This is a genomic window from Actinomadura sp. 21ATH, from assembly GCF_041951345.1.
GTDB lineage: Bacteria > Actinomycetota > Actinomycetes > Streptosporangiales > Streptosporangiaceae > Spirillospora.
This window is the reverse complement of the sequence record NZ_JBGNUR010000007.1, coordinates 216,065-239,260: the sequence shown is the minus strand read 5'-3', so window position 1 is coordinate 239,260 and position 23,196 is coordinate 216,065. Positions and strand designations below refer to the sequence as shown.

Here is a 23,196-nt window from a genome sequence, read left to right as displayed (position 1 = left end):
GGGTCCGCGGGTCGGTGCTACCGTGTTGGACGAAGTGTCAATAACCCCCGGGGAGGTCTCGTGTCCCTCGCCGAGCCGGAGAACATCGTTCTGCGCGCCCGTGACGTCCGCTTCGACTGGTCGGACGTGCCGCTGCACTGGATCCCCCGCGATCCCGCGGCCACCCACCTGATCAACGTCCTGCACCTGCTGCTGCCCGCCGGCGAGGAGTGGTTCGTCCGGGTGTTCACCCAGGCGCTGCCCTACGTCCGGGACGAGCGCCTCAAGCAGGACGTGCTCGGCTTCATCGGCCAGGAGGCCGTGCACGCCGCCTCCCACGACGCCGTCCTCGACCACCTGGTGGAGCAGGGGCTGGACGTGCGGCCGTTCGTCCGGCAGGTGGAGTTCCTCTTCGAGGGCCTGCTCGGCGACCGCGACCTCGACGGCGACCGCGCCCGGGTGTGGCTGAACGAGCGGATCGCCATCATCGCGGCCATCGAGCACTTCACCGGCGTGCTCGGCGACTGGATCCTCAACGCCGCGGCGCTCGACCGCGCCGGCGCCCACCCGATGATGCTCGACCTGCTGCGCTGGCACGGCGCCGAGGAGGTCGAGCACCGGCACGTCGCCCACGACATGTTCATGCACCTGGACGGCTCGTACCTGGCGCGGGTCCGCGCCATGGCGCAGGTCTGCGTGATGTTCGCGAGCCTCTGGCAGCGCGGGCACCGGTTCATGATGGCCCGCGACCCGCTGGTGAAGGGCCGGCCCAAGGGCGGCCTCCGGCACCTGCGCCGCACCGGCCCGGCGGGCCTCACACCCGACCGGAGGATGGTCGCGGCGTCGGTCGTGCGGTACCTCAAGCGCTCCTACAGCCCTCTCGACGAGGGATCCACCAGCCAGGCGCTGGCGTACCTGGCCTCCTCCCCGGCGGCGCGCGGATGATCCCGCCCGACCTGCGCGGGCGGCGCGCCCGCGACCCGTTCTGGGTGACGGTGAACGCCGTCTTCAACGGCATCCAGCGGGTGCGGTCGGTGCGCGCCCCCGTGATCCCGTACGTGCGGCCCGTCGACCGGACGTTCCCGCTGGCCGTGCGGGAGATCAGGGCGGAGGCGGCGGACGTGGTGAGCCTCCGGCTCGCCGCGCCGGACGGCCGGCCGCTGCCGCGCTGGCAGCCCGGCTCCCACCTCGACCTGCGGCTGCCGTCCGGGCTGCGCCGCCAGTACTCGCTGTGCGGCGACCCCGCCGACCGCCGCGCGTACCGGATCGCCGTGCGGCGGATCGCGGCCGGCGGCGGCGGATCCGTCGAGATGCACGGGCTGGAGGAGGGTGCGGCGCTCGTCGCGGAGGGGCCGCGGAACGCCTTCCCGTTCCTCGCGAGAGACCGCTACCTGTTCATCGCCGGCGGCATCGGGATCACGCCGATCCTGCCGATGGTGAAGGCGGCACGGGCGCTGGGCGCCGACTGGCGGCTCGTCTACGCCGGGCGGACGCGCGCGTCGCTGCCCTTCCTGGACGAGCTGCCCGCCGGCCGCGTCACCGTCCGCACCGACGACGAGCACGGCGTCCCCGGCCCGGAGGAGCTGCTGAAGGACGCGCCGGGCGCGGCCGTCTACTGCTGCGGGCCCGCGCCGATGATCGACGGCGTCCGGGCGGCGTTCGACCACGCGAGCGCGACCCTGCACTACGAGCGGTTCGCGCCGTCCGCCGTCTCCGGCGAGCCGTTCGAGGTGGAGCTGCGGCGCACCGGGCTGACGCTGGCGGTGCCCGGCGACCGGTCCGCGCTCGACGTGATCAGGGAGGCGCTGCCGGACGTCCCGTACTCCTGCCGCCAGGGCTTCTGCGGTACGTGCCGCACCGGGCTGCTGGAGGGCGCGACGGACGCCCCCGGCGAAGAGGGCTCCACGCTGATCTGCGTGTCGCGGTCCCGCGGCGGGCGCCTGGTCCTCGATCTGTAGGCGGACCGGTCCGTGGCGACACGGCATCGATCCGCGGAAGGCGCGGCGTCCGGGACACCGCTGTCCCTCCGGTATGCGAACCTTGTGATGCTTGCTGCGCGCCGACCAGGAGGAGAACGCATCGTGCCGGGCCCGTCGTACCAGGAACGCCTGCCGGCGCGCATCGGCCCGTACGAGGTCCGGGACCGCCTGGGCGAGGGCGGCATGGGCACGGTGTACCTGGGCGCCGACGAGTCCGGCCGCAAGGTCGCGATCAAGGTGATCCGGAGCGAGCACGCGGCCGACCCGATGTACCGGGCGCGGTTCGAGGCCGAGGTCGCGGCGGCGCAGCGCGTCCGCCCGTTCTGCACCGCGCCGGTCCTGGACGCCGACCCGCACGCCGACCCGCCGTACCTGGTCACGGAGTTCGTCGCCGGCTCCAGCCTCAAGGACGCCGCGCCGCTGCACGGCGCCGACCTGGAGGCGCTCGCGGTCGGGATGGCCTCCGCGCTGACCGCGATCCACGACGCCGGCGTGGTGCACCGCGACCTCAAGCCCGCGAACGTGCTGCTGTCGCCGTACGGGCCGCGCGTGATCGACTTCGGTATCGCGCGGGGCGTCGAGTCGACCCGGCTGACCATGACCGGCGGGCTGGTCGGCACCCCGGCGTTCATGTCGCCCGAGCAGCTCAACGGCAAGGACGTCACCGCCGCCTCCGACGTCTTCTCCTGGGGCGCCACGCTGGCGTTCGCGGCCAGCGGCACACCCTGCTTCGGCGGCGACACGCTGCCCGCGGTCATCCACCAGATCATGAGCGGCGAGCCGAACCTCAGCGGCCTGGACGGCACCCTGCTGACCGTCGTCAAGGCCGCCCTGGCCAAGGAGGCCGCGGACCGCCCGACCGCCCAGCGGCTCCTGGAACGCCTCGTCTCCAGCGCCGGCTCGCAGCACGACGGGAACGGCGCGGGCCCGAGCACCGAGCCGCAGCGGCGGCGGGACACCCACCCCGGCACCGGGCCGGGCACGGCGTCGTTCCAGGCGGGGCCGCCGCTGCCGCCGCCCGCGATGGGGTCGGACGAGTCGGCGGCGCTGGTCGAGCGGCAGTACCGGCTGGCCGCCGAGGCGGGCGACATGGCGGCCATGTACAACCTGGGCGTCCTGCTCAACTGGCGCGGCCAGACGGCCGAGGCCGAGTACTGGTACCGGCGGGCGGCCGGGGCCCAGACGTACGGCGGCCACGGCCACGCGCAGCAGCCGCCGTACGGGCGGCAGCCGTTCGGCGGGCAGACCCCCGCCCCGCAGGGCTACGCGCAGCAGGCGTACAACCCGCCGTCCTTCGCCCAGCACTCCCAGCTTTCCCAGCACCCGCAGCGTCCCCAGCAACCGCAGCGGTCCCACGGGCCCGCCTACCAGCCCGCGCACGCCCGCCCCGCGGCCGCCTACGACCAGCGGCAGGCCGCGGACCCGTACAAGCCGGTCCGCACCAACAGCTCCGCCGTCTACGCCCTCACGTTCGGCATCGTCGGGCTCGTCACGTGCGGCCTGCCCTCGATCCCGGCGATCATCGCCGGCCACATCTCGTGGGGCCAGATGAAGCGCAACGGCGAGAAAGGCATGGGCCTCGCCGCGACCGGAATCGCGCTGGGCTATGTCATGGTCGCGTTCTGGCTGCTGATCCTCATCGGCGTGCTGACCGACGACGGCAGCAGCAATTGATTCCGATTGATCCGGGAAAAGGGATTGCGCTCGCGGGCCCGGGCTGGCACTGTAGATCACGTCAGCCCGGAGAACCGGGGCGACGGAGTCTCAGTGAGACAGATTCTTCCGAGAGGAGGCCGGCCGTGAAGCGACTTCTATATCGACTGCCCGAGGCGTCGCTCGCCCTCCCCGGCCGGTATCCCACCTCCTGAGCTCCACCCGGCCGCGCGCGGATCGCAGTGACGCCCTACCTCGATCGCTGGCATGCGCGGCTCTACTCCAACAGGCAGAGAGACCACTCTCAGGAAGTGGATGTTCCGGGTTCGAATCCCGGGAGCCGCACCATGCCCCCGTCGCCCAATTGGCAGAGGCGCCTGCCCGAGGAGCAGGAATGGTGCGGGTTCGAATCCCGCCGGGGGTACTGACGCGCATTCCCGGAATAGCTTTATGGAAATGCGCGGCAAATGAATGCAAGGGGCGGCGCCGAAGCCGGAGAGTCGGGCCTGGCTGTAAACCAGGTGCCTCGCGCTGAGTGGGTTCGAATCCCACCCGCCCCACCTTTCCCGGACTGACCACGATCGGTCAGGGACCGGATGCCCGCCGCCCGGTGCGCGATTCTTGGACCGCCGGACGAGGTCGCGGGGGGTCTCTGTTGGATGTCGAGGACGGCGGGCACCGGTTCGCCGGTACGGGGCTTCCGCCGGACGGGGTGTCCGTCATCGTCGTGACGTACCGCAGCACCGCCCACCTGGAGGAGTGCGCGGCCGCGCTGCGGCGGGCGGTGGCCGGCGAGCCCGCCGAACTGATCATCGTGGACAACGACTCCGGCGACGGCACCGCCGACGCGGCGCGCAAGGTCGCGCCCGACGCGCTGGTCGTCGAGAGCGGCCGGAACGGCGGCTTCGCGTACGGCTGCCACGAGGGCGCGGCCCGGGCGCGCGGCGAGTGGCTGGTGTTCGTCAACCCCGACGCCGTCCCCGCGCCCGGCAGCATCGCCGCGCTGGCCGCCGCCGCGCGCGCCGACCCCCGCGCCGGGATCGTCGGCGGGCGCTGCGTGACCGCGGACGGCACGACGGACCCGCGCGGCTGGTGGGGCCGGCCGACGCGGTGGTCGGCGTTCTGCTTCGCGACGCTGCTCGGCTCGGCGTTCCCCGGCAACCGGTTCCTGGACCCCGAGTCGCCCCGCCCGTGGTCGGCGGAGACGCGGCGGGTGCCCGTGGTGACGGGCGGGTTCATGCTGGTGTCCAGGCGGGCGTGGGACGAGACCGGCGGCTTCGACCGGTCGTTCTTCATGTACGGCGAGGACGCCGACCTGTGCCTGCGCGCGGCGGAGCTCGGCTACCGGCCGATGGTCACCGGCCGGGCCGTGTTCCGGCACGAGGGCGGCGGGTCGTCCACGAGCACGGGGAAGCTCGTGCTGCTGTTCACGGGCAAGGCCACGGTGATGCGGCGGCACGCGGGCGCGGGCGCGGTGCGGCTGCTCGCGATCGGCGTGTTCGCCCGGGCCGTGCTGAGCCGCCTGCTGAGCGCCCGTCCCGAACGGCAGGGCAGGCCGACCGCCAGGAGCGAGGACTGGCGCGTCCTGTGGAGCCGCCGCCGGGAGTGGACGAAGGGCTGGCCGAAGGCGGGGGACGAGAGGGAGGCGGGGGAGACCCATGCCGGATAGGGCGGGTTCAGGCGCGGCTGCTCTCGTCCCGCTGCCAGCCGGCGGCCGATCCGGCGCGCGCGGCGCGGCGCCGGGCGACGACCGCGACGCCGAGGAAGACCGCGAGGTGCGGCAGCAGCCACGGCTCGCGGCGCGCGATGGCGGCGAGGTCGGCCGGCCCGGTGCGGGCCGACCCGCCTGGCTGGTCGAGGCCGGCCGCCTCAAGCTGGCCGGTGCCCGCGGCGGCGCGCTCGCGGCGGCGCAGCAGGTCCCCGAACGTCCGGGGCGGATGCACGACCACCGCGGCGGCCCCGACGACGGCGCGCTCGGCGGGCGCGAACGCCAGCGACGCGGCCAGGTCGTCGGCGGTGACCCGGGGCAGCGCCGCCAGCCGGGCGTGCCCCTCGGCGCCGACGGCGATGACGCCGCGCCCGAACAGGCCGCGGCGGATCTCGGGCAGCCGCGTCCACACCGCGTAGTAGGCCCGGACGGGCCACGGGCGGCCGGACATGGCCAGCCGGCGGGCCGGGGCGGCGGCCAGCGTGCCGGGACGCTCCAGCGCGGCGGCCAGGGCCCGGACGTCGCGGGTGCGCAGCTCGACGTCGGCGTCCACGTACAGGCGCGGGAAGCCGCGCGCGGCACCGTCCCCGAGCCGGAGCGCGGCGGCCTTGGACGCCTCCGGCGCCGCCACGACCCGGACCGCGGCGCCGAATGACGCGGCGACGTCCGCGGTGGCGTCCGTGCAGCCGTTCGGCACGACGACGATGTCGAGCTCGCCGGGCCGCGCCGATTCCAGCAGCCCGCGCAGCAGCCGCCCGAGGACCCGCTCCTCGTCCTGCGCGGGGATCACGATGCTCACCACAGTGCTCTCACCACGACAGGTGAGTATGGACCACGGAGGTGCCCCGATGGGTGTCCGGATTCAGCCGAGCGCCGACGTCGACGAGCGCGCGGAGATCGGCGACGGGACGGCGGTGTGGCATCTCGCGCAGGTGCGCGAGGGCGCCGTGCTGGGCCGCGACTGCATCGTCGGGCGCGGCGCGTACGTGGGGCCCGGGGTGCGCCTCGGGTACGGCGTCAAGCTGCAGAACCACGCGCTGGTGTACGAGCCGGCCGTGCTGGAGGACGGCGTCTTCATCGGCCCGGCGGCGGTGCTGACCAACGACCTGTACCCGCGGTCGCTGGACGTGGACGGCAGGGTGAAGCGGCCGGACGACTGGGACGCGCTGGGCGTGACGGTGCGCGAGGGCGCGTCGGTCGGGGCCCGCGCGGTCGTGGTGGCCGGGGTGACGATCGGGCGCTTCGCGCTGGTGGCGGCGGGCGCGGTGGTGGCGCGGGACGTCCCGGACTTCGCGCTGGTCGCCGGCGCTCCGGCGCGGCGGATCCGGTGGGTGGGCCGGGCCGGGGTGCCGCTGGAGGACACGGGGGACGGGCCCGGCGGCGGGCGGGGCGAGGCCGTCTGGAGGTGCCCGCGGACGGGCGAGGAGTACGCCGAGCGCGGCGGACGCCTGGCCCCGGTGGCCAGATGACGGGGTAGGCCGGGACCGGCCAGACCGCCGACGAATGCCCGGCAGGCACTTATAGTCGAAATGCTTTCGGTACGGGGTGCTTTTATCGAGCTCGGTATTCGGGGCGGGGCCGGTCCTTCCCGGGTAGCCGGTGGTCCTGCTCACGGTGGGATCACAAGGGGGCACGCTGTGAGGTCGCGGTCGTCATGAAAGCGCGCCGTAATCGTGTCCGTATTCGGGTACGCATCCGGGCGAGACTGGCGCTGCTTCTGGGGTTCGCCCTGGTGGCGGGTGCCCTGGCGGCCCTGTCGACGCCTTCCGTGCGGGCCGCGGCGGGGCCCTGCGACCCCGGCGGCAATCCGGTGGCCTGCGAGAATTCCAAGCCCGGCGCGCCGCCTTCGGAATGGGAAAAGGCGTCCGGTGCCGGACAGACGATCGAGGGTTTCACGACCCGGTTCAGCGTGAACGTCGGCGAGACGGTGCGGTTCAAAATCAACACGCCGGCCACCGGATACTCGCTCTCCATTTACCGTATGGGTTATTACGGCGGTAATGGTGCGCGTAAGGTCGCCGCCGTCTCACCCGCCGTGACGCTGCCGCAGCGGCAGCCGGCGTGCCTGACCGACGACGCGTCCGGGCTGGTCGACTGCGGCAACTGGGGCGTGTCGGCGAGCTGGGCGGTCCCGCAGGACGCGGTGTCGGGCGTGTACTTCGCCCACATCGCCCGCACCGACGGCGAGGACGACGACAACCACGTCGTGTTCGTGGTGCGCGACGACGCGAGCCGCTCCGACATGGTGTTCCAGACGTCCGACACGACGTGGCAGGCGTACAACAAGTGGGGCGGCAACAGCCTGTACGCCGGCGACAGCACGGCCGCGCCGGGGCGCGCGGTGAAGGTGAGCTACAACCGGCCGTTCGGCACCCGCGAGGACACCCCGTGGGGCCGCGACTTCGTCTTCGCGAACGAGTACCCGATGGTGCGCTTCCTGGAGGCCAACGGCTACGACGTCTCGTACATCGGCGGCCTGGACGCGGACCGGCGCGGGCAGCTGATCAAGAACCACAAGGTGTTCCTGTCGGTCGGGCACGACGAGTACTGGTCGGGGCCCCAGCGCGCCAACGTGGAGGCGGCCCGCGACGCCGGGACGCACCTGGCGTTCTTCAGCGGCAACGAGGTCTACTGGAAGACCCGCTGGGAGAACGGCATGGGCGGGGCGGCCGAGGCCGACCGGACGCTCGTGGTCTACAAGGAGACCCGCGCCAACGCCAAGATCGACCCGGATCCGGAGTGGACCGGGACCTGGCGCGATCCCCGCTACACGCAGCCGCCCAACGGGGCCAGCCCCGAGAACGCCCTCACCGGGACGATCTTCACGGTGAACTGCTGCGGCGTCGCCCTGAAGGTGCCGGCCGCCGACGGGAGGATGCGGTTCTGGCGAGATACCCAGGTGGCCCGCCAGGCCGCCGGGGGGACGATGACGCTGGTCGACCAGACGGTCGGCTACGAGTGGGACGAGGACCTCGACAACGGGTCGCGGCCCGCCGGCCTGTTCCGCATGTCGACGACCACCGCGGACGTCCCCGAGAAGCTCATCGACCACGGCTTCGAGGTGGCCCCGGGAAGGGCCACGCACTCGCTGACGATGTACCGCGCGCCCAGCGGCGCCCTGGTCTTCGGCGGCGGCACGGTGCAGTGGTCGTGGGGGCTGGACGCCGTCCACGACGGCCCGTCCGACGCGCCCACCTCGCCCGACCCCAACATGCGGCAGGCGACCGTCAACCTGTTCGCCGACATGGACGCGCAGCCGTTCACGCTGCAGAACGGCCTGACCAGGGCCGCCAGGTCGACGGACACGGCGCCGCCGGTGTCGGCGGTGACCGCGCCCGTCGCGGGGACCGACGTGGTGAACGGCCGCACCCTCACGATCACCGGGACGGCCGCGGACGCGGGCGGCGGCCAGGTCGGCGGCGTCGAGGTGTCGGTGGACGGCGGGCACACCTGGCGGATGGCCAAGGGCCGGGCGAACTGGTCGTACACCTGGGACGCCACCGGCAACGGGCCCGTGACGGTCAAGTCGCGGGCGGTCGACGACAGCGGCAACATCGAGACGCCGGGCGCCGGCGTGACGTTCGACGTCGGCTGCCCGTGCCGGCTGTTCGGCGACTCGGCCTCCCCGGCGCGCCCGGCCGACAGCGACACCACGCCCACCGAGCTGGGCGTGAAGTTCAGGGCGGCGTCGGACGGCTGGATCACGCAGATCCGCTTCTACAAGGGGCCGGGCAACACCGGCACGCACGTCGGCAGCCTGTGGGACGAGGACGGGAACAAGCTCGCGGCCGCGACGTTCACCGACGAGACGGCCTCCGGCTGGCAGACGGCGTCGTTCCCGACGGCCGTCCGCGTGGACGCGGGCACGACCTACGTCGCGTCGTACTTCGCGCCCAACGGCCGGTACGCGGCCGATCCCGCCTTCTTCGCCCTCGCCGAGCACCGGGCGCCGCCGCTGACCGGGCTCAGGTCGGACGTCCCCGGCGGCAACGGCGTCTACCGCTCCGGCTACACGGGCTTCCCGACGTCGACGTTCCGGGGCGGCAACTACTACGTGGACGTCACGTTCGTCACGGTCAAGCCGCCGGACACGATGCGGCCCGCGGTGGTGGACGGCACCCCGCTCAACGGCTCGTCCAGCGTCAGGACCTCGGCCAGGCCGACCGTCACGTTCAGCGAGCCGGTGCGGCCGGGGACGCCCGCGTTCACGCTGAAGAACGGGGCGGAGACGATCCCGGGGAGCGCGAGCCTGGACGAGTCCCGGACGGTCCTGACGTTCACGCCGTCGTCGCCCCTGCCGTACGGCACCCGGCTGGCGGCCTCGGTGAGCGGGGCGTCGGACGAGGCCGGGAACACGATGCAGGACTTCGGCTACACGTTCACGACGGCGCGGCGGACCGTGCCGGGGCAGTGCCCGTGCAGCATCTGGCCCGACGACGCGGCCCCGGCCGTGGAGGGCGTGCACGACGGCGGCAGGGAGATCGAGCTCGGCGTGCGGTTCACCGCCGACCGGGACGGCACCATCAGCGGGATCCGCTTCTACAAGGGGCGCGACAACGGCGGAACCCACGTCGGCACGCTCTGGGACGGCGACGGGAACGAGCTGGCGATGGCGACGTTCGGGAGCGAGTCCACGATGGGCTGGCAGGAGGTCGAGTTCGCCGTTCCGGTCCAGGTGCGGGCGGGGCAGCGGTACGTGGCCTCCTACCACGCGCCCGGAGGCTGGTACTCGGCCACGTACAACGGGCTCGGGAGCGCGGTCGACAACCCGCCGCTCCGGGCCGCCGCGAACGGCGACGGTGGCGGGAACGGCGTCTACAGGTACGGGCCGCGCGGCTTCCCGAACCAGTCGTACGGGGCGACGAACTACTGGGTGGACGTGCTGTTCGCCCCGCCGCCCGACGAGACGCCACCGAAGGTCGCCAGGAGCGGCCCGTCGAACGAGGCGACCAGCGTCCCGACCGGGGCGAAGGTGTCGGTGACGTTCGACGAGCCGGTGCGCGCGGGCACGCCGGTGCTCACCCTGGCCGGGCCCAGCGGGCAGGCCGTGGCGGGCACGGCCGCGCTGGACGCCACGGGCCGGACGGTGACGTTCACGCCGTCCGCCGGGCTCGCGGCGGCGACGCGGTACACCGCGAGCGTGTCCGGCGCGCGGGACGCGGCGGGCAACACGATGACCGGCACCGCGCAGTGGTCGTTCACCACGTCCGGCGCGTGCCCGTGCACGATCTTCCCGAGCGACGCGGTGCCCGGGACGGAGGCGGAGAACGACGGCCGCGCGATCGAGGTCGGCGTCAGGTTCGTCCCCGCCCGGGCCGGGTGGATCTCGGGCGTCCGGTTCTACAAGGGGCCGGGCAACACGGGGACCCACACCGGATCCCTGTGGACCGACGCGGGCGGCCGGATGGCGCAGGGGACGTTCACGAACGAGACCGCGACGGGCTGGCAGACGCTGACGTTCTCGGCGCCGGTGCCCGTCGAGGCGGGGAAGACCTACGTCGCCTCGTACCACGCGCCCAACGGGCGGTACGCGGCCGACGCGGGCTTCTTCGCGGGGCCCTACGACAACGCGCCGATGCGGGCCCCGGCCACGGCGGGCGTCCCCGGCGGCAACGGCGTCTACGCGTACAGCGCGACGTCGCGCTTCCCCGCGAGCACGTGGGGCGGCGCCAACTACTGGGTGGACGCGGTCTTCACCGACGCCGACCCGGGCGACTCCACCCGGCCGGCCGTGCGGTCCGTCGACCCGGCGGACGGGGCGACCAGCGTGCCGCGCGCGGCCCGGCCGAGGGTGACGTTCGACGAGCCGATACAGGGCGGCACCGTCCGGTTCACGGTGACCGGGCCGGGCGGCGCGCCCGTCGACGGCACGGTCGCGTACGACCCGGCGAGCCGGACGGCCACGTTCACGCCCGCCGCCCCGCTGGCCTGGACGGCGGAGTACACCGCCACCGTCCAGGGGGCGCGGGACGTCGCGGGCAACGAGATGGCGTCCCCGGAGACGTGGTCGTTCACGACGGCGAAGCGGCCCGGGACTCCAGGGCAGTGCCCGTGCTCGATCTGGCAGGACGAGGCGTCGCCGCGGATAGCGAGCGTGGACGACGGCGGATCGGTCGAGCTCGGCCTGAAGTTCCGCACCGACACCGCCGGCTGGATCACCGGGGTGCGCTTCTACAAGGGGCCGGGCAACACCGGCACCCACACCGGCAGCCTGTGGGACAAGGACGGGAACCGGCTGGCGACCGCCACGTTCGCGGACGAGTCGGCGGCCGGCTGGCAGGAGGTCAGGTTCGCCACGCCCGTCCAGGTGGCGGCGGGCACGACGTACGTCGTCTCCTACCTCGCCCCGAACGGCCACTACTCGGCGGACGTGGACGGCCTCCAGAACCAGGGCGTGGACGCGCCGCCGCTGCACGCCCTCCGGTCCGGAGCGGACGGCGCCAACGGCGTCTACCGGTACGGCGCCGGCGGCTTCCCCTCCAGCGCGTCCACGTCCAACTACTGGGTCGACGTCGTCTTCACCACCACGGAACCGTGAGGAGCAACCCGCCTTGAGACAGAGCAACCTGGCACGGGGCGCCTTGGCACGGGGCGAGACGCCCGTCGGCCTGGCGGTGATCGGCGCCGGCTACTGGGGCCCGAACCTCGTCCGGACCGCGCAGGCCACCCCGGCGCTGCGGCTGGAGTGGCTGTGCGACCTGGACGTGGAGCGGGCGCGGGCCGTCCTGGGCAGCTACACGACCGTGCGCGCGACGGCCTCGTACCAGGACGTCCTGGACGATCCGGCCGTCGGCGCCGTCGCCGTCGCCACCCCGGCCGCGACGCACTTCGACCTGGTCCGGGCCGCGCTGGAGGCCGGCAAGCACGTCCTGGTCGAGAAGCCGCTGACGCCGACCGTGCACGAGAGCGCCAAGCTCGTGGACCTGGCGCGGCGGTCCGGGCTGGTGCTGATGTGCGACCACACGTACTGCTACACCCCGGCCGTACGGAAGATCCGCGAGCTGGTGCGCGGCGGCGAGATCGGCGAGATCCAGTTCGTCGACTCGGTCCGGATCAACCTCGGGCTCGTCCAGCCCGACGTGGACGTGCTGTGGGACCTCGCGCCGCACGACCTGTCGATCCTCGACCACGTGCTGCCCGAGGGCGTCACGATGGACGCCGTCGCCGCCAGCGGCGCCGACCCGATCGACGCGGGCCGGCTGTGCATGGCGCACCTGTCGGTGTGGCTGTCGACCGGCGTGATGGCGCACGTCCACGTCAACTGGCTCAGCCCCACCAAGATCCGCACCACGGTGATCGGCGGGTCCCGGCGCACGATCGTCTGGGACGACCTCAACCCCGTCCAGCGGCTCGCCGTGTACGACCGCGGCGTCGACCTCGCCCCGGCCGGCTCGCTCGACCCGGCCGCGCGGCACCAGGCGCTGATCTCGTACCGCGTCGGGGACGTGCTGGTCCCGGCGCTGCCCGAGCGGGAGGCGCTGCGCGAGGTGATGGCCGAGTTCGCGGCGGCGATCGGGGAGGGCCGCCCGGCCCGTACCGACGGCGGCGCGGGCCTGCGGGTCGTCGCGCTGCTGGAGGCCGCCAGCCGCAGCGCCGCCGCCGGCGGCCGGCTCGTCCCGGTCTCGGAAGTGAGCGCGCACGAGAAGCACCGGCCCCTCATCGAGGAGAACGCATGATCGCAGGATCCCGCTGCCTGGTCACCGGCGGCGCCGGCACGATCGGCTCCACCATCGTCGACCGGCTGCTGGCGGCGGGCGCCGCCGAGGTGATCGTGCTCGACACCTTCACCCGCGGCCGGCGCGCCAACCTGGCCGCCGCGGTGGCCGCCGGCGGCGGCCGGGTCCGGGTGGTCGAGGGCGACATCCGCGACCGCGCGCTCGTCCGGGCGCTGCTGGAGGGCGTGGACGTGCTGTTCCACCAGGCCGCGATCCGCATCACCCAGTGCGCGCAGGAGCCGCGGCTCGCGCTGGAGGTGCTGGTCGACGGCACGTTCGAGGTGGTCGAGGCGGCCGCCGACCGCGGCGTCCGCAAGGTGGTGGCGGCGTCGTCGGCGTCGGTGTACGGCATGGCCGACGCGTTCCCCACGGCCGAGACCCAGCACCCGTACGCCAACGACACCTTCTACGGGGCCGCCAAGGCGTTCAACGAGGGCATGCTGCGCAGCTTCCACGCGATGCGCGGGCTGGACTACGTGGCGCTGCGCTACTTCAACGTGTACGGGCCGCGGATGGACGTGCACGGCCTCTACACCGAGGTGCTGATCCGCTGGATGGACCGCATCGCCGCGGGCGAGCCGCCGCTGATCCTCGGCGACGGCCTCCAGACGATGGACTTCGTCTACACCGAGGACATCGCCCGCGCGAACCTGCTCGCCGCCGAGAGCGACACCACCGACGCGGTCTTCAACATCGGCACCGGCACCGAGACCAGCCTCCGCGAGCTGGCCGAGGCGCTGCTGCGCACGATGGACGCCAAGGACCTGGGCCTGGAGTTCGGCCCGGCCCGCGCCGTGAACGGCGTCGAGCGGCGGCTCGCCGACGTGTCCGCCGCCCGCGAGCGGCTCGGCTGGAAACCCCAGGTCGGGCTGGACGAGGGGCTGCGGCGGCTGGTCGAGTGGTGGCGGGCCGAACGGGCGGCGGGCGGCGGCCCGGGGACGGCCGGCACGTGATCGTCTACTTCGGCGGCACGGCGTACGACGGCGTGGCGGGCACCGACCGGCAGCTGGCCGAGCGGCTCGCCGCGATGGCGCCCGTCCTGTACGTCGATCCGCCCGTCTCGTTCCTGACGCCGGTGCTGCGCCCGCACCTGGCGGCGTCGCTGGAGGGGCCGGCGCTGCGCAGGGAGGCGCGCGGCCTGTGGCGGCTGATCCCGCGGGTGCCGCCCGGCGCGTACCGGCCGGGGATGCGCCGCGTCGCGGCCGCGCTGACGCGGCGCGCGGCCCGGAAGGCGGCGAGCGGTCTCGGGCGGCGGGTGACGGCCGCCGTCATCGCCCGGTACGACGGCGGCCTGCTCGGCGCCGCCCCGGGCGCCCGCACGGTCTTCTACGCCACCGACGACCTCGTGGCGGGGGCGGACCTGGTCCGGCTGCCCCGGCGGCGGCTGGAAAGGGACCGCGACCGGCTGCTGGCGGGCGCGGACGCGGTCGTGGCCGTGTCACCGCCGCTGCGGGACGACTTCCGCGGCCGCGGCCGGGACGCGGCGCTGATCCCGACCGGCTGCGCGCCGGCCGCCTACGGCGGGATCGGGTCGGCGCCGTGGCCGCCCGACGTCCCCCGCCTGGACCGGCCCGCCGCCGGGTTCGTCGGCCACATCAACGCCCGCATCGACCTCGCGCTGCTGGAGGGCGTCGCGGCGGCCGGGCACCCGCTGGTGCTGGTCGGCCCGCACGACCCGGCGTTCGAGCCGGCCCGCTTCGCGGCGCTGGCGGCCCGCCCGGACGTGCACTGGACCGGCCGCAAGGGCTTCGCCGAGCTGCCCTCCTACATGCGGACGATCAAGGTCGGGCTGACACCGTACGCCGACGGCGCGTTCAACCGGGCCAGCTTCCCCATCAAGACGCTGGACTACCTGGCCGCCGGCCGCGCCGCCGTCGCGACCGACCTGCCCGCCAGCCGCTTCCTGCGCGCCGACCCCGAGGGCGCCGAGCTGATCCGCTCCGCGGGCACGGCCGCCGGGTTCGTCCGCGCGGTCGGCGCCGAACTGGCCGCCGAGACCGCACCGTCCCTGGCCGAACGGCGGCGCCGGTTCGCCGCCCGGCACGACTGGGACCACCGCGCCCGGGCCCTCGCCGAGATCCTCGGCATCCGGCCCGCCGCCGACAAGGAGAGGGTGTCCGCGCCGTGATTCCGGTGATCAGGCCCGTGCTGGGCGAGGAGGAGGCCGCCGCGGTGGCCGAGGCCGTACGGTCGGGATGGGTGGCCCAGGGGCCGCGCGTCGCCGAGTTCGAGAGCGCGTTCGCCGCCCGCGCCGGCGCCGGGCACGGCGTCGCCACGTCGTCCTGCACGACCGCGCTGCACCTGGCGCTGCTGCTGGCGGGCGTCGGGCCGGGGGACGAGGTCGTCGTGCCGTCGCTGTCGTTCATCGCGACCGCCAACGTCGTCCGGCACGCGGGCGCCGAGGTCGTGTTCGCCGACGTGGACCCCGCCACCGGCAACCTGACCGGCAAGACCGTCGAGGTCGCGCTGACCGGCCGGACCCGCGCCGTGATCGCCGTCGACCAGGCGGGCGTGCCGGTCGACCTGGACGGGATCCGCGCCGCCTGCGACCCGCGCGGCATCACCGTGATCGAGGACGCCGCCTGCGCGGCCGGCTCGGTCTACCGGGGCCGCCCGGCCGGCGCGGGCGCGGACCTGGCCGCGTGGTCGTTCCACCCCCGCAAGCTGCTGACCACCGGCGAGGGCGGCATGCTCACCACGCCCGACGCGGACCGGGCGCGGCGGGCGCGGCGGCTGCGCGAGCACGGCATGAGCGTGAGCGCCGCCGAGCGGCACGCCAGCGCCGAGGTGGTGATCGAGGAGTACGCCGAGACCGGCTTCAACTACCGGATGACCGACCTCCAGGCCGCGGTCGGGCTGGTCCAGCTGGCCCGGCTGGACGCGATCGTCTCCCGCCGCCGCGCCCTGGCGGCCCGCTACCACCGGCTGCTCGCCGGCGTGCCCGGGCTGGAGTGCGCGCGCGACCCCGACTCCGGCCGCACCAACTACCAGTCGTTCTGGATCCTGCTCCCCGACGACTTCCCGCTGGGCCGCGACGACCTGCTCCGCCGCATGCTGGCCTCGGGCGTCTCCGCCCGGCGCGGCATCATGGCGGCGCACCGCGAGCCCGCGTACGCCGGCGTACCGGCCGACCTGCCCGTCACCGACCGGTTCACCACCCGCTCCCTGATCCTGCCGCTCTTCCATGACATGACGGAGGAGCAGCAGGACCAGGTGGTTGAGACGATCACGGCGGTGTGAGGTGAGGATCCTGGTCTACCCGCACGACATGGCCATCGGCGGCAGCCAGCTGAACGCCATCGAGCTGGCCGCCGCGATGCGCGAGCTGGGCCATGCCGTCGGGATCGTCAGCGAGCCGGGCCCGCTGGTGGACCGGGTGCGCGCCGAGGGCATCGAGCACTTCCCGCTCGACGCCGGCCGCCGCCGTCCCGCCCCGGCCACCGTGCGGAGGCTGCGCGCGCTGGTGGGCGAGCGCGGCTTCGACGTCGTGCACGGGTACGAGTGGCCGCCCGGCCTGGAGGCGTTCCACGCGGTGCGGAACAGGCGCGGCGCCGCCGCCGTCTGCACGGTGATGTCGATGGCGGTCGCGCCGTTCCTGCCGCCCTCGCTGCCGCTGGTGGTCGGCACGGAGCAGATCCGGCGCCAGGTCCTGGAACGGCGCGGCCGCCGCCCCGGAGCGGTGCACCTGATCGAGCCGCCGGTGGACGTGCGCGCCAACGCGCCCGGCCATCCCGACGCGGAGTTCCGGCGCCGGTTCGGCCTGGAGCGCGGCCCGGTGGACATCGTCGCGGTGAGCCGGCTGGCGGCCGAGCTGAAGCTGGAGGGCCTGCTCACCGCCGTCGAGGTGGCCGGCCGGCTGGCCGCCGACACCCCGCTGCGGCTGGTCATCGTCGGCGACGGCCCGTGCCGCGGCCGCGTCGAGGAGCGCGCCGCCGAGGTCAACGCGCGGGCGGGCCGCCGCGTCGTGGTGCTCACCGGCCAGATCGACGACCCGCGCCCGGCGTACGCGGCCGCGACGATCGCGCTCGCCATGGGCGGCTCGGCGCTGCGCGCGATGGCGTTCGCCCGGCCGCTGATCGTCCAGGGCGAGCGCGGCTTCTTCGAGCCGCTCACCCCCGAGACCAGCGGGACGTTCCTCGACCAGGGCTGGTACGGCGTCGGCGGCGCGGGCGCCGACCGGCTGGAGGCCGTCCTGCGCGCCCTGATCGGCGATGAGGAGCGCCGCCGCGAGCTGGGCGAGTACGGCCGCGGCCTGGTCGTCGAGCGGTTCAGCCTGGAGGCCGCCGCCCGCGTCCAGGAACGGATCTACGAGCGGGCGCTGGACGCCGCCCGTACCGGCGCCGGCCTGGCCGTACGGCGCGACGCGGCGAGCACGGTCGGCCGCGTGCTGGCGTACAAGGTCGAGCGCCGCGCCCGAAAGCTCCGCGGCACGGTCGCCCTGGACGACTTCAACGCCGTCGCGGGGCCGCGGTGAGGGAACCGGAGGGAAGGCGGCGCCGGAAGGCGCCCCGGAGGCGACCGGGGACGCTGAGAGTGACGGTCGGGGAGGAGGACTCCCTCTTCGGGAAGGCGTCCCGGGCGCTCGGGTGGAGCCTCGCCAACACGGCGGCGGCGCGGCTGGGGACGCTCGCGATCGGGATCGCGCTGGCCCGGCTGCTCGGCCCCGCCGAGTTCGGCGTGTTCGCGGTGGCGATGGTGGCGCTGCTGGCCGTGCTCAGCTTCAACGAGCTGGGCGTCAGCCTGGCGATCGTGCGCTGGCCCGGCGACCCGAAGGAGATCGCGCCGACCGTCGCGACGATCTCGGTGGCGTCCAGCTGCGCGATCTACGCGGGGTGCTTCCTGGGCGCGCCCGCGTTCGCCGCGGCGATGGGCGCGCCGGGCGCGACCGGCGTGATCCGGCTGCTCACCCTGAACGTGGTGGTCAACGGGCTGGTGGCGGTGCCCGCCGCGCTGCTCCAGCGCGGGTTCCGCCAGGACCGCAGGGCGCTGGCCGACCAGGTCAACAACTGGGGCGGCGCGCTGGTGTCGATCGGCCTGGCGGTGACCGGGATGGGCGCGATGAGCCTGGCCGTCGGGCGGCTGGCGGGCGCGGGCGCGTCGGCCGTCCTGCTGGCGTGGGCGGCGCCGGGACCGCTGCGGTTCGGGTTCGACCCGGCGGCGGCGCGGGCGCTGCTGCGGTTCGGGCTGCCGCTGGCCGGGTCGAGCGTCGTGCTGTTCGCGGCCGGCAGCGTGGACCAGCTCGTCGTCGGGCACCTGCTCGGCCCCACCGCGCTCGGGTTCTACGTGCTCGCGTTCAACCTCTCCAACTGGCCGGTCACGATGTTCTCGCAGCCGGTGCGCGCCGTCGCTCCGGCCGCGTTCGCCCGGCTCCAGCACGACCCGCCCGCGCTGCGGCGCGCGTTCCTGTCGACCGCCGGGCTGCTCGCGGGCCTGACGCTGCCGGTCTGCCTGCTGCTGGCGGGCGCGGCCGGCCCGCTGGTCCGGCTCGTGTACGGGACGAGCTGGGAGCCCGCGGCGGCCGTGCTGCTGTGGCTGGCGGTGCTCGGCGGGTTCCGGATCATGTTCGAGCTGGTCTACGACTACTTCGTCGTGCTGGCCCGGACGCGGGCGGTGTTCACCGTCCAGGTCGTCTGGCTGGCCGCGCTCGTCCCGGCGCTGGTCGCCGGGGCCCGGCTGGACGGCCTCGCCGGCGCGGCGGTCGCGCACGTGCTGGTGGCCGCGCTCGTCGTCCTGCCCCTCTACCTGCGGGAACTCCGCCGCGCCGGGATCCCCGCGCTGCGCTTCCTCGCCCGTACCGCGCCGCCCGCGCTGCTGGCGGCCGGGGTCGGGCTCGCCGCCTGGAGCGCGCACGTCCTGATCCCCGCCGATCCGATCGCGCTGGCGGTCGCGGGCACGGCCGCGCTGGCGGCCCTGGGCCTGCTGCTCCGCCCGATGCGCACCGCCCTGCACGGGCTGCGAACCATGGAGGCCGCCGATGCCCGAGCAGTCTGACCACTGGCGGCTCGACCACGAGCCCTCTGACCACAGGTCGGCCGGCCACGGGCCGTCCGAACTGGTGATCGTGGGGGCGGGCGGGTTCGGCCGCGAGACCGCGCAGGCCGTGGCCGCGCTGCCGGACCGGACGGCGGCCGGATTCGCCGACGACGACCCCGCCCGGCACGGCACCCGCATCGAGGGGCTGCCCGTCCTCGGCGGCGTGGAGGAGATCGCGAAGAGCACCCCGGCCCGGCTCGTTGTCTGCACCGGCAGCCCCCGCGACTACGGCAGCCGGGCGCGGATCGTCCGGCGGCTGGGCCTGCCCGCGCACCGGTACGCGACGGTCGTGCACCCGGCGGCGTCGGTCGCGCCCTCGTCCCGGATCGGCGCGGGCTCGGTCGTGCTCGCGCAGACCGCGCTGACCGCGTCGGTCCGCGTCGGCGCGCACGTCGCCGTCATGCCGCACGTCACGCTCACCCACGACGACGAGGTCGGGGACTTCGCCACGATCGCGTCCGGCGTCCGGCTGGGCGGCGGCGTGACGGTCGGGCCCGGCGCCTACGTGGGCGCCGGGGCGCTCGTCCGGGAGGGCGTCGCGATCGGGGCGGGCGCCCTGGTCGGCATGGGCGCGGTCGTGCTGCGCGACGTACCGCCGGGCGAGGTCTGGGCGGGCTCCCCGGCCCGCCGCCTGCGCCCGGCACCCGAGGTCGGAGAGGTGAGCTGATGGTGGACGTTCCGTTCGTCGATCTCGCGGCGGCGCACGCCGAGGTCGAGGAGGAGGTGCTCGCCGGGTTCCGGCGGGTGCTGGCGGCGACGGCGTTCGTGCAGGGGCCGGACGTGGACGCGTTCGAGCGCGAGTACGCCGCGTTCGCCGGCGCCGCGCACTGCGTCGGCGTCGCCAACGGCACCGACGCGCTCGAACTGGCGCTGCGCGCGCTCGGCGCCGGGCCGGGCTCGGAGGTGGTGCTGCCCGCCAACACGTTCGTCGCCACCGCCGAGGCCGTGGTCCGGACGGGCGCCCGGCCGGTGCTGGTGGACGCCGAGCCCGAGCATCTGCTGATGGACCCGGCCGCGGCGGCGAAGGCGGTCGGTCCCGCGACGGCGGCGATCGTGCCCGTCCACCTGTACGGGCGGCTCGCCCCGGCGGCGCCGTTCCTGGAGCTGGGGCCGCCGGTGCTGGAGGACGCGGCGCAGTCGCAGGGCGCGCGGATCGCGGGGGAGGGGCTGTTCGGCGCCATCGCCGCGACCAGCTTCTACCCCGGCAAGAACCTCGGCGCGTACGGCGACGCGGGCGCGGTCGTCACCGGCTCCGCCGAGCTGGCCCGTACGGTGCGGCTGCTGCGCGACCACGGCAGCGAGCGCAAGTACCGGCACGAGATCATCGGGTTCAACTCGCGGCTGGACACGCTCCAGGCCGTCGTCCTGCGCGCCAAGCTGCGCCGCCTGGCGGCCTGGAACGGCCTGCGCCGCGCCGCCGCCGCCCGCTACGCCGAACTGCTCGACGGCGTCCCCGGCCTGACCCTCCCGGCACCGGCCGGGGAGGAGCACGTCTGGCACCTGTACGTCGTCCGCGTCACCGGACGGGACCGGGACGAGGTCGCCGGGCGGCTCGCCGGGCTGGGCGTGCGCTGCGGCGTCCACTACCCGGTCCCGGTGCACATGCAGCCGGCGTTCCGGTACCTCGGACACGGCCCCGGCGACTTCCCGGTCGCCGCGGCGGCCGCCGGCGAGATCCTGTCGCTGCCGATGTTCCCGCAGATCACCGCGGCGCAGCAGGAACGGGTCGCCGCCGCCCTCCGCAAGATCCTCGGCTGACCGCTGAAGGAGGCCGCCATGGCCCTGCCCAGGACGCTCAGGAGAATCCCGGTGGCCGCGCTCGCCGTCGCGTGCGCGGCCGCCGGCCCGGCCGCCTGCTCCGGTGACGGGTCCGGCCGTACGGCCAAGGGCACCCGCACCGCGAAGGCGCCGCCGACGGCCACGCCGAGCCCCAGCCCGAGCGGCGCGGTGTCCGTCCCGCCGCTGCGGCTCAAGAGCCCGGCGCCGGTCGGCGGCGAGGGCTCCCGCCTCACCTGGCCGACGCTGGACATGGTCGGCGTGCCGCGCGGGAAGCCGCTGCGCTCCAGCGGCCCGATCACCGTCCGCAGGAACGGCACGGTGATCGACGGGCTGCGGGTGAGCACCGAGATCAACGTGGACGCCGACAACGTCACGATCCGCAACACCCGGGTCCTCGGATCGGGCCAGTGGGCGATCATCCAGCGCAAGGGCCGGTCCGGGCTGCGGGTGGAGAACAGCGAGATCAGCGGGGACGGCCGGACCAAGACGCAGTACGGCATCCTCAACCAGGGCGGGACGATGACCGCCCGCCGGGTGCACGTCCACACCGTCAGCAACGGGATCGTGACCGACCACGGGCTGGTCGAGGACTCGGTGATCCGGAAGCTGAAGGAGTACCCGGGCGACCACGTGACCGCGTTCCAGTCCAACGGCAGCCCGGCGCCGGGGCTGTCCCTGGTCGTCCGGCACAGCGTGCTGCTCAACCCGGTCGCGCAGACCTCGGCGATCTCGATCTACCAGGACTTCAGCCGGGCGCGCGACGTGACGATCACCGGGAACCTGCTGGGCGGCGGCGGGTACGCGGTGTACGGCGGCAAGGGCAGGTTCGGCGCCCCCACCAACATCAGGATCACCCGGAACGCGTTCAGCCGCGACCACTTCGGGAAGGGCGGCCGGTACGGCCCCGTCACCGCGTGGGACCCGGCCGGGAAGGGCAACGTCTGGAAGGACAACGTCTGGGCCGACACCGGCAGGCCCGTCCGGCCCTGACCCCGCTCTGGAGGCGCCGCTCAGGAGGCGGGTCGCGTCATCCGCCACAGCGCGCCGCAGCATCCCAGGCACAGGAACGTCAGGCTCGCGGCCATCGGGAAGCTGAACGCGTCGAACGTCGCGTACGACGCCACCGCCACCGCCATCGACGCGGCGAAGCACTGCGCGAGGTGCCGCGTCTCCGGGTCGGCGCTCGCCTTGCGCGCCTTCCGCGCCAGCGCCCAGCCCGACACCAGCACGACCAGCAGCACCGCCAGGCCGGCGATCCCGGTCTCCACCAGCGACAGCAGGTACTGGTTGTCGAGGATCCGGTACGTCTGCGGCAGGTACGTGCCGAAGCCCTGCCCGAACCAGGGCCGCGGCGCCACCGCCTCCCCGATGACCGCCCAGTCGTCCGTCCGGGTGGTCGTGCTGGAGTCGCTGCCGATGGAGGAGACCAGGCCGGTCAGCGTCCCGATCAGGCCGGGGACCACGGCGCGCAGCGCCACCGACAGCAGCCCGACGACCAGCACCGCCCAGACCCGCCACATCGCGGGCCACACCGGCAGGACCACCAGGCCCACGACGACCATGCCGAGCATCGCCGACCGGGACACCGTCATCGGCAGCACGATCATGATCAGCGCCACCGGCAGCCAGCCGCGGAACCGCCGCCCCTTCCCGGCGCGGACCGCGCCGTGCAGCGCCAGCGGCAGCAGCATCGCCATCACCACCCCGAACTCGATGGGGTGCGTGGCCGTCGCCATCGGCCGGTTGAACTCCTCGCGCTGGAGCACCGAGGTGTACGACGTGGACGTGGTGAGCCCCGGGAACGCCAGGTACCCGGCCAGGTCGACGCCGGTGAAGAACTGGAACGCGCCGACCGCCGCGATGAGGCCGCCGCCCGCGACCAGCCTGCGCCGGACCGCCTCCAGCCGTTCCAGGTCCGGGATGCCGTCGGCGGCCAGCAGCGCGACGCCGATCCAGCCGAGCATCAGGATCAGGCCGCGGTCGGCTCCGTTCGCCTCCAGCCCGGGCAGGTTCCGGCCCATCGCGGCGGCGTACGCGGCCAGGATCGAGCAGGCGAACAGCACCATCACCGAGCGGACCGGCTGCGGCCCGCGCAGCGGCGTCGTCCGGGCCGTGATCATGGAGCTGAGGTACCAGCCGAGGCAGAGCACCGCCATGATCCCCGCCGGGGTGCCGGCGGCGCCGAGCGGGCCGACCACGAACCGCGCGGGCACCACCGTCAGCACCAGCACGAACGCGCTGAGCACGGTGACGGCGTCCACCCGCCCGGGCAGCGGCCGCGTCCCCGCGGGGTCCGCGATCAGCCCGCCCGGCGATCCCGTACCGGACGCGGCCGTGGTGGCGGCCAAGG

Annotated in this window: 17 protein-coding genes and 3 tRNA genes; 18 read left to right on the top strand and 2 right to left on the bottom strand. The window is 74.8% G+C overall.

The features are described 5' to 3' along the window. Positions 1-60: 60 nt before the first annotated feature. The 7 genes from ACA361_RS22535 (at position 61) to ACA361_RS22505 (ending at position 5,280) form a co-directional block, all read left to right on the top strand. A complete protein-coding gene (locus ACA361_RS22535; protein ID WP_375014669.1) occupies positions 61-924 on the top strand; it encodes a metal-dependent hydrolase in 864 nt (287 codons plus the stop codon). Beyond that, positions 921-1,937: a PDR/VanB family oxidoreductase gene (locus ACA361_RS22530; RefSeq protein WP_375014667.1), complete on the top strand. Its 1,017-nt coding sequence runs from the start codon at positions 921-923 to the stop codon at positions 1,935-1,937. The genes ACA361_RS22535 and ACA361_RS22530 overlap by 4 nt, the downstream gene beginning before the upstream one ends. A gap of 123 nt (positions 1,938-2,060) precedes the next feature. Beyond that, positions 2,061-3,632, top strand: coding sequence for a protein kinase (locus tag ACA361_RS22525; RefSeq protein ID WP_375014665.1), 1,572 nt, complete (start codon positions 2,061-2,063; stop codon positions 3,630-3,632). A 250-nt stretch (positions 3,633-3,882) separates the two neighbouring features. Then, positions 3,883-3,959: transfer RNA gene (locus ACA361_RS22520), tRNA-Leu, on the top strand. Between the two features lies 1 nt (position 3,960). Beyond that, positions 3,961-4,035, top strand: a tRNA-Leu gene (locus ACA361_RS22515). A 53-nt stretch (positions 4,036-4,088) separates the two neighbouring features. Continuing rightward, positions 4,089-4,171, top strand: a tRNA-Tyr gene (locus ACA361_RS22510). Positions 4,172-4,266: 95 nt separating this feature from the next. Further along, the gene (locus tag ACA361_RS22505) at positions 4,267-5,280 is read left to right on the top strand and encodes a glycosyltransferase family 2 protein (protein ID WP_375014663.1); all 1,014 of its coding nucleotides are present in this window, start codon (positions 4,267-4,269) and stop codon (positions 5,278-5,280) included. A 7-nt stretch (positions 5,281-5,287) separates the two neighbouring features. Here the strand turns inward: ACA361_RS22505 and ACA361_RS22500 are convergent, their stop codons facing one another. Continuing rightward, positions 5,288-6,118: a glycosyltransferase gene (locus ACA361_RS22500; RefSeq protein ID WP_375014661.1), complete on the bottom strand. Its 831-nt coding sequence runs from the start codon at positions 6,116-6,118 to the stop codon at positions 5,288-5,290. Between the two features lie 49 nt (positions 6,119-6,167). On the opposite strand from ACA361_RS22500, the gene ACA361_RS22495 reads away from it, so the two are divergent. From ACA361_RS22495 to ACA361_RS22445, 11 genes are all read left to right on the top strand, one after another. Next, positions 6,168-6,788: a DapH/DapD/GlmU-related protein gene (locus tag ACA361_RS22495; RefSeq protein ID WP_375014659.1), complete on the top strand. Its 621-nt coding sequence runs from the start codon at positions 6,168-6,170 to the stop codon at positions 6,786-6,788. A gap of 185 nt (positions 6,789-6,973) precedes the next feature. Then, entirely contained in the window at positions 6,974-11,857 is a 4,884-nt protein-coding gene (locus ACA361_RS22490; protein WP_375014657.1) for a DUF4082 domain-containing protein, read from the top strand. 13 nt (positions 11,858-11,870) lie between these two features. After that, positions 11,871-12,995, top strand: a complete 1,125-nt coding sequence (locus ACA361_RS22485; RefSeq protein WP_375014655.1) for a Gfo/Idh/MocA family protein — start codon at positions 11,871-11,873, stop codon at positions 12,993-12,995. After that, complete coding sequence (locus ACA361_RS22480) at positions 12,992-13,987, top strand: SDR family NAD(P)-dependent oxidoreductase (protein WP_375014653.1); 996 nt, start codon at positions 12,992-12,994, stop codon at positions 13,985-13,987. Before ACA361_RS22485 ends, ACA361_RS22480 begins: the two co-directional genes overlap by 4 nt. Continuing rightward, on the top strand, positions 13,936-15,162 hold the full coding sequence (locus tag ACA361_RS22475) for a glycosyltransferase (protein WP_375014651.1): 1,227 nt from the start codon (positions 13,936-13,938) through the stop codon (positions 15,160-15,162). The genes ACA361_RS22480 and ACA361_RS22475 overlap by 52 nt, the downstream gene beginning before the upstream one ends. Continuing rightward, a complete protein-coding gene (locus tag ACA361_RS22470) occupies positions 15,159-16,274 on the top strand; it encodes a DegT/DnrJ/EryC1/StrS family aminotransferase (RefSeq protein ID WP_375014649.1) in 1,116 nt (371 codons plus the stop codon). Before ACA361_RS22475 ends, ACA361_RS22470 begins: the two co-directional genes overlap by 4 nt. Before the next feature lies 1 nt (position 16,275). Then, the gene (locus ACA361_RS22465) at positions 16,276-17,508 is read left to right on the top strand and encodes a glycosyltransferase family 4 protein (protein WP_375014647.1); all 1,233 of its coding nucleotides are present in this window, start codon (positions 16,276-16,278) and stop codon (positions 17,506-17,508) included. Between the two features lie 59 nt (positions 17,509-17,567). Further along, the gene (locus tag ACA361_RS22460) at positions 17,568-19,025 is read left to right on the top strand and encodes a lipopolysaccharide biosynthesis protein (protein WP_375014645.1); all 1,458 of its coding nucleotides are present in this window, start codon (positions 17,568-17,570) and stop codon (positions 19,023-19,025) included. Then, complete coding sequence (locus tag ACA361_RS22455) at positions 19,009-19,734, top strand: acetyltransferase (RefSeq protein WP_375014643.1); 726 nt, start codon at positions 19,009-19,011, stop codon at positions 19,732-19,734. The genes ACA361_RS22460 and ACA361_RS22455 overlap by 17 nt, the downstream gene beginning before the upstream one ends. Continuing rightward, a complete protein-coding gene (locus ACA361_RS22450; protein ID WP_375014641.1) occupies positions 19,734-20,825 on the top strand; it encodes a DegT/DnrJ/EryC1/StrS family aminotransferase in 1,092 nt (363 codons plus the stop codon). Before ACA361_RS22455 ends, ACA361_RS22450 begins: the two co-directional genes overlap by 1 nt. An 18-nt stretch (positions 20,826-20,843) precedes the next feature. After that, positions 20,844-21,836, top strand: a complete 993-nt coding sequence (locus tag ACA361_RS22445) for a hypothetical protein (protein ID WP_375014639.1) — start codon at positions 20,844-20,846, stop codon at positions 21,834-21,836. Between the two features lie 20 nt (positions 21,837-21,856). On the opposite strand, the gene ACA361_RS22440 is transcribed toward ACA361_RS22445, so the two are convergent. Further along, positions 21,857-23,194 carry an O-antigen ligase family protein gene (locus tag ACA361_RS22440; RefSeq protein ID WP_375014637.1) on the bottom strand — a complete coding sequence of 446 codons (1,338 nt, stop codon included), beginning with the start codon at positions 23,192-23,194 and terminating at the stop codon, positions 21,857-21,859. Between the last annotated feature and the right edge of the window lie 2 nt (positions 23,195-23,196).

What these genes read in the sequence shown, in the direction of transcription:
- ACA361_RS22530 (WP_375014667.1), top strand. Translation starts at nt 921, where the DNA reads ATGATCCCGCCCGACCTGCGCGGGCGGCGCGCCCGCGACCCGTTCTGG.
- ACA361_RS22495 (WP_375014659.1), top strand. Translation starts at nt 6,168, where the DNA reads ATGGGTGTCCGGATTCAGCCGAGCGCCGACGTCGACGAGCGCGCGGAG.
- ACA361_RS22490 (WP_375014657.1), top strand. Translation starts at nt 6,974, where the DNA reads ATGAAAGCGCGCCGTAATCGTGTCCGTATTCGGGTACGCATCCGGGCG.
- ACA361_RS22480 (WP_375014653.1), top strand. Translation starts at nt 12,992, where the DNA reads ATGATCGCAGGATCCCGCTGCCTGGTCACCGGCGGCGCCGGCACGATC.
- ACA361_RS22455 (WP_375014643.1), top strand. Translation starts at nt 19,009, where the DNA reads ATGCCCGAGCAGTCTGACCACTGGCGGCTCGACCACGAGCCCTCTGAC.
- ACA361_RS22450 (WP_375014641.1), top strand. Translation starts at nt 19,734, where the DNA reads ATGGTGGACGTTCCGTTCGTCGATCTCGCGGCGGCGCACGCCGAGGTC.
- ACA361_RS22445 (WP_375014639.1), top strand. Translation starts at nt 20,844, where the DNA reads ATGGCCCTGCCCAGGACGCTCAGGAGAATCCCGGTGGCCGCGCTCGCC.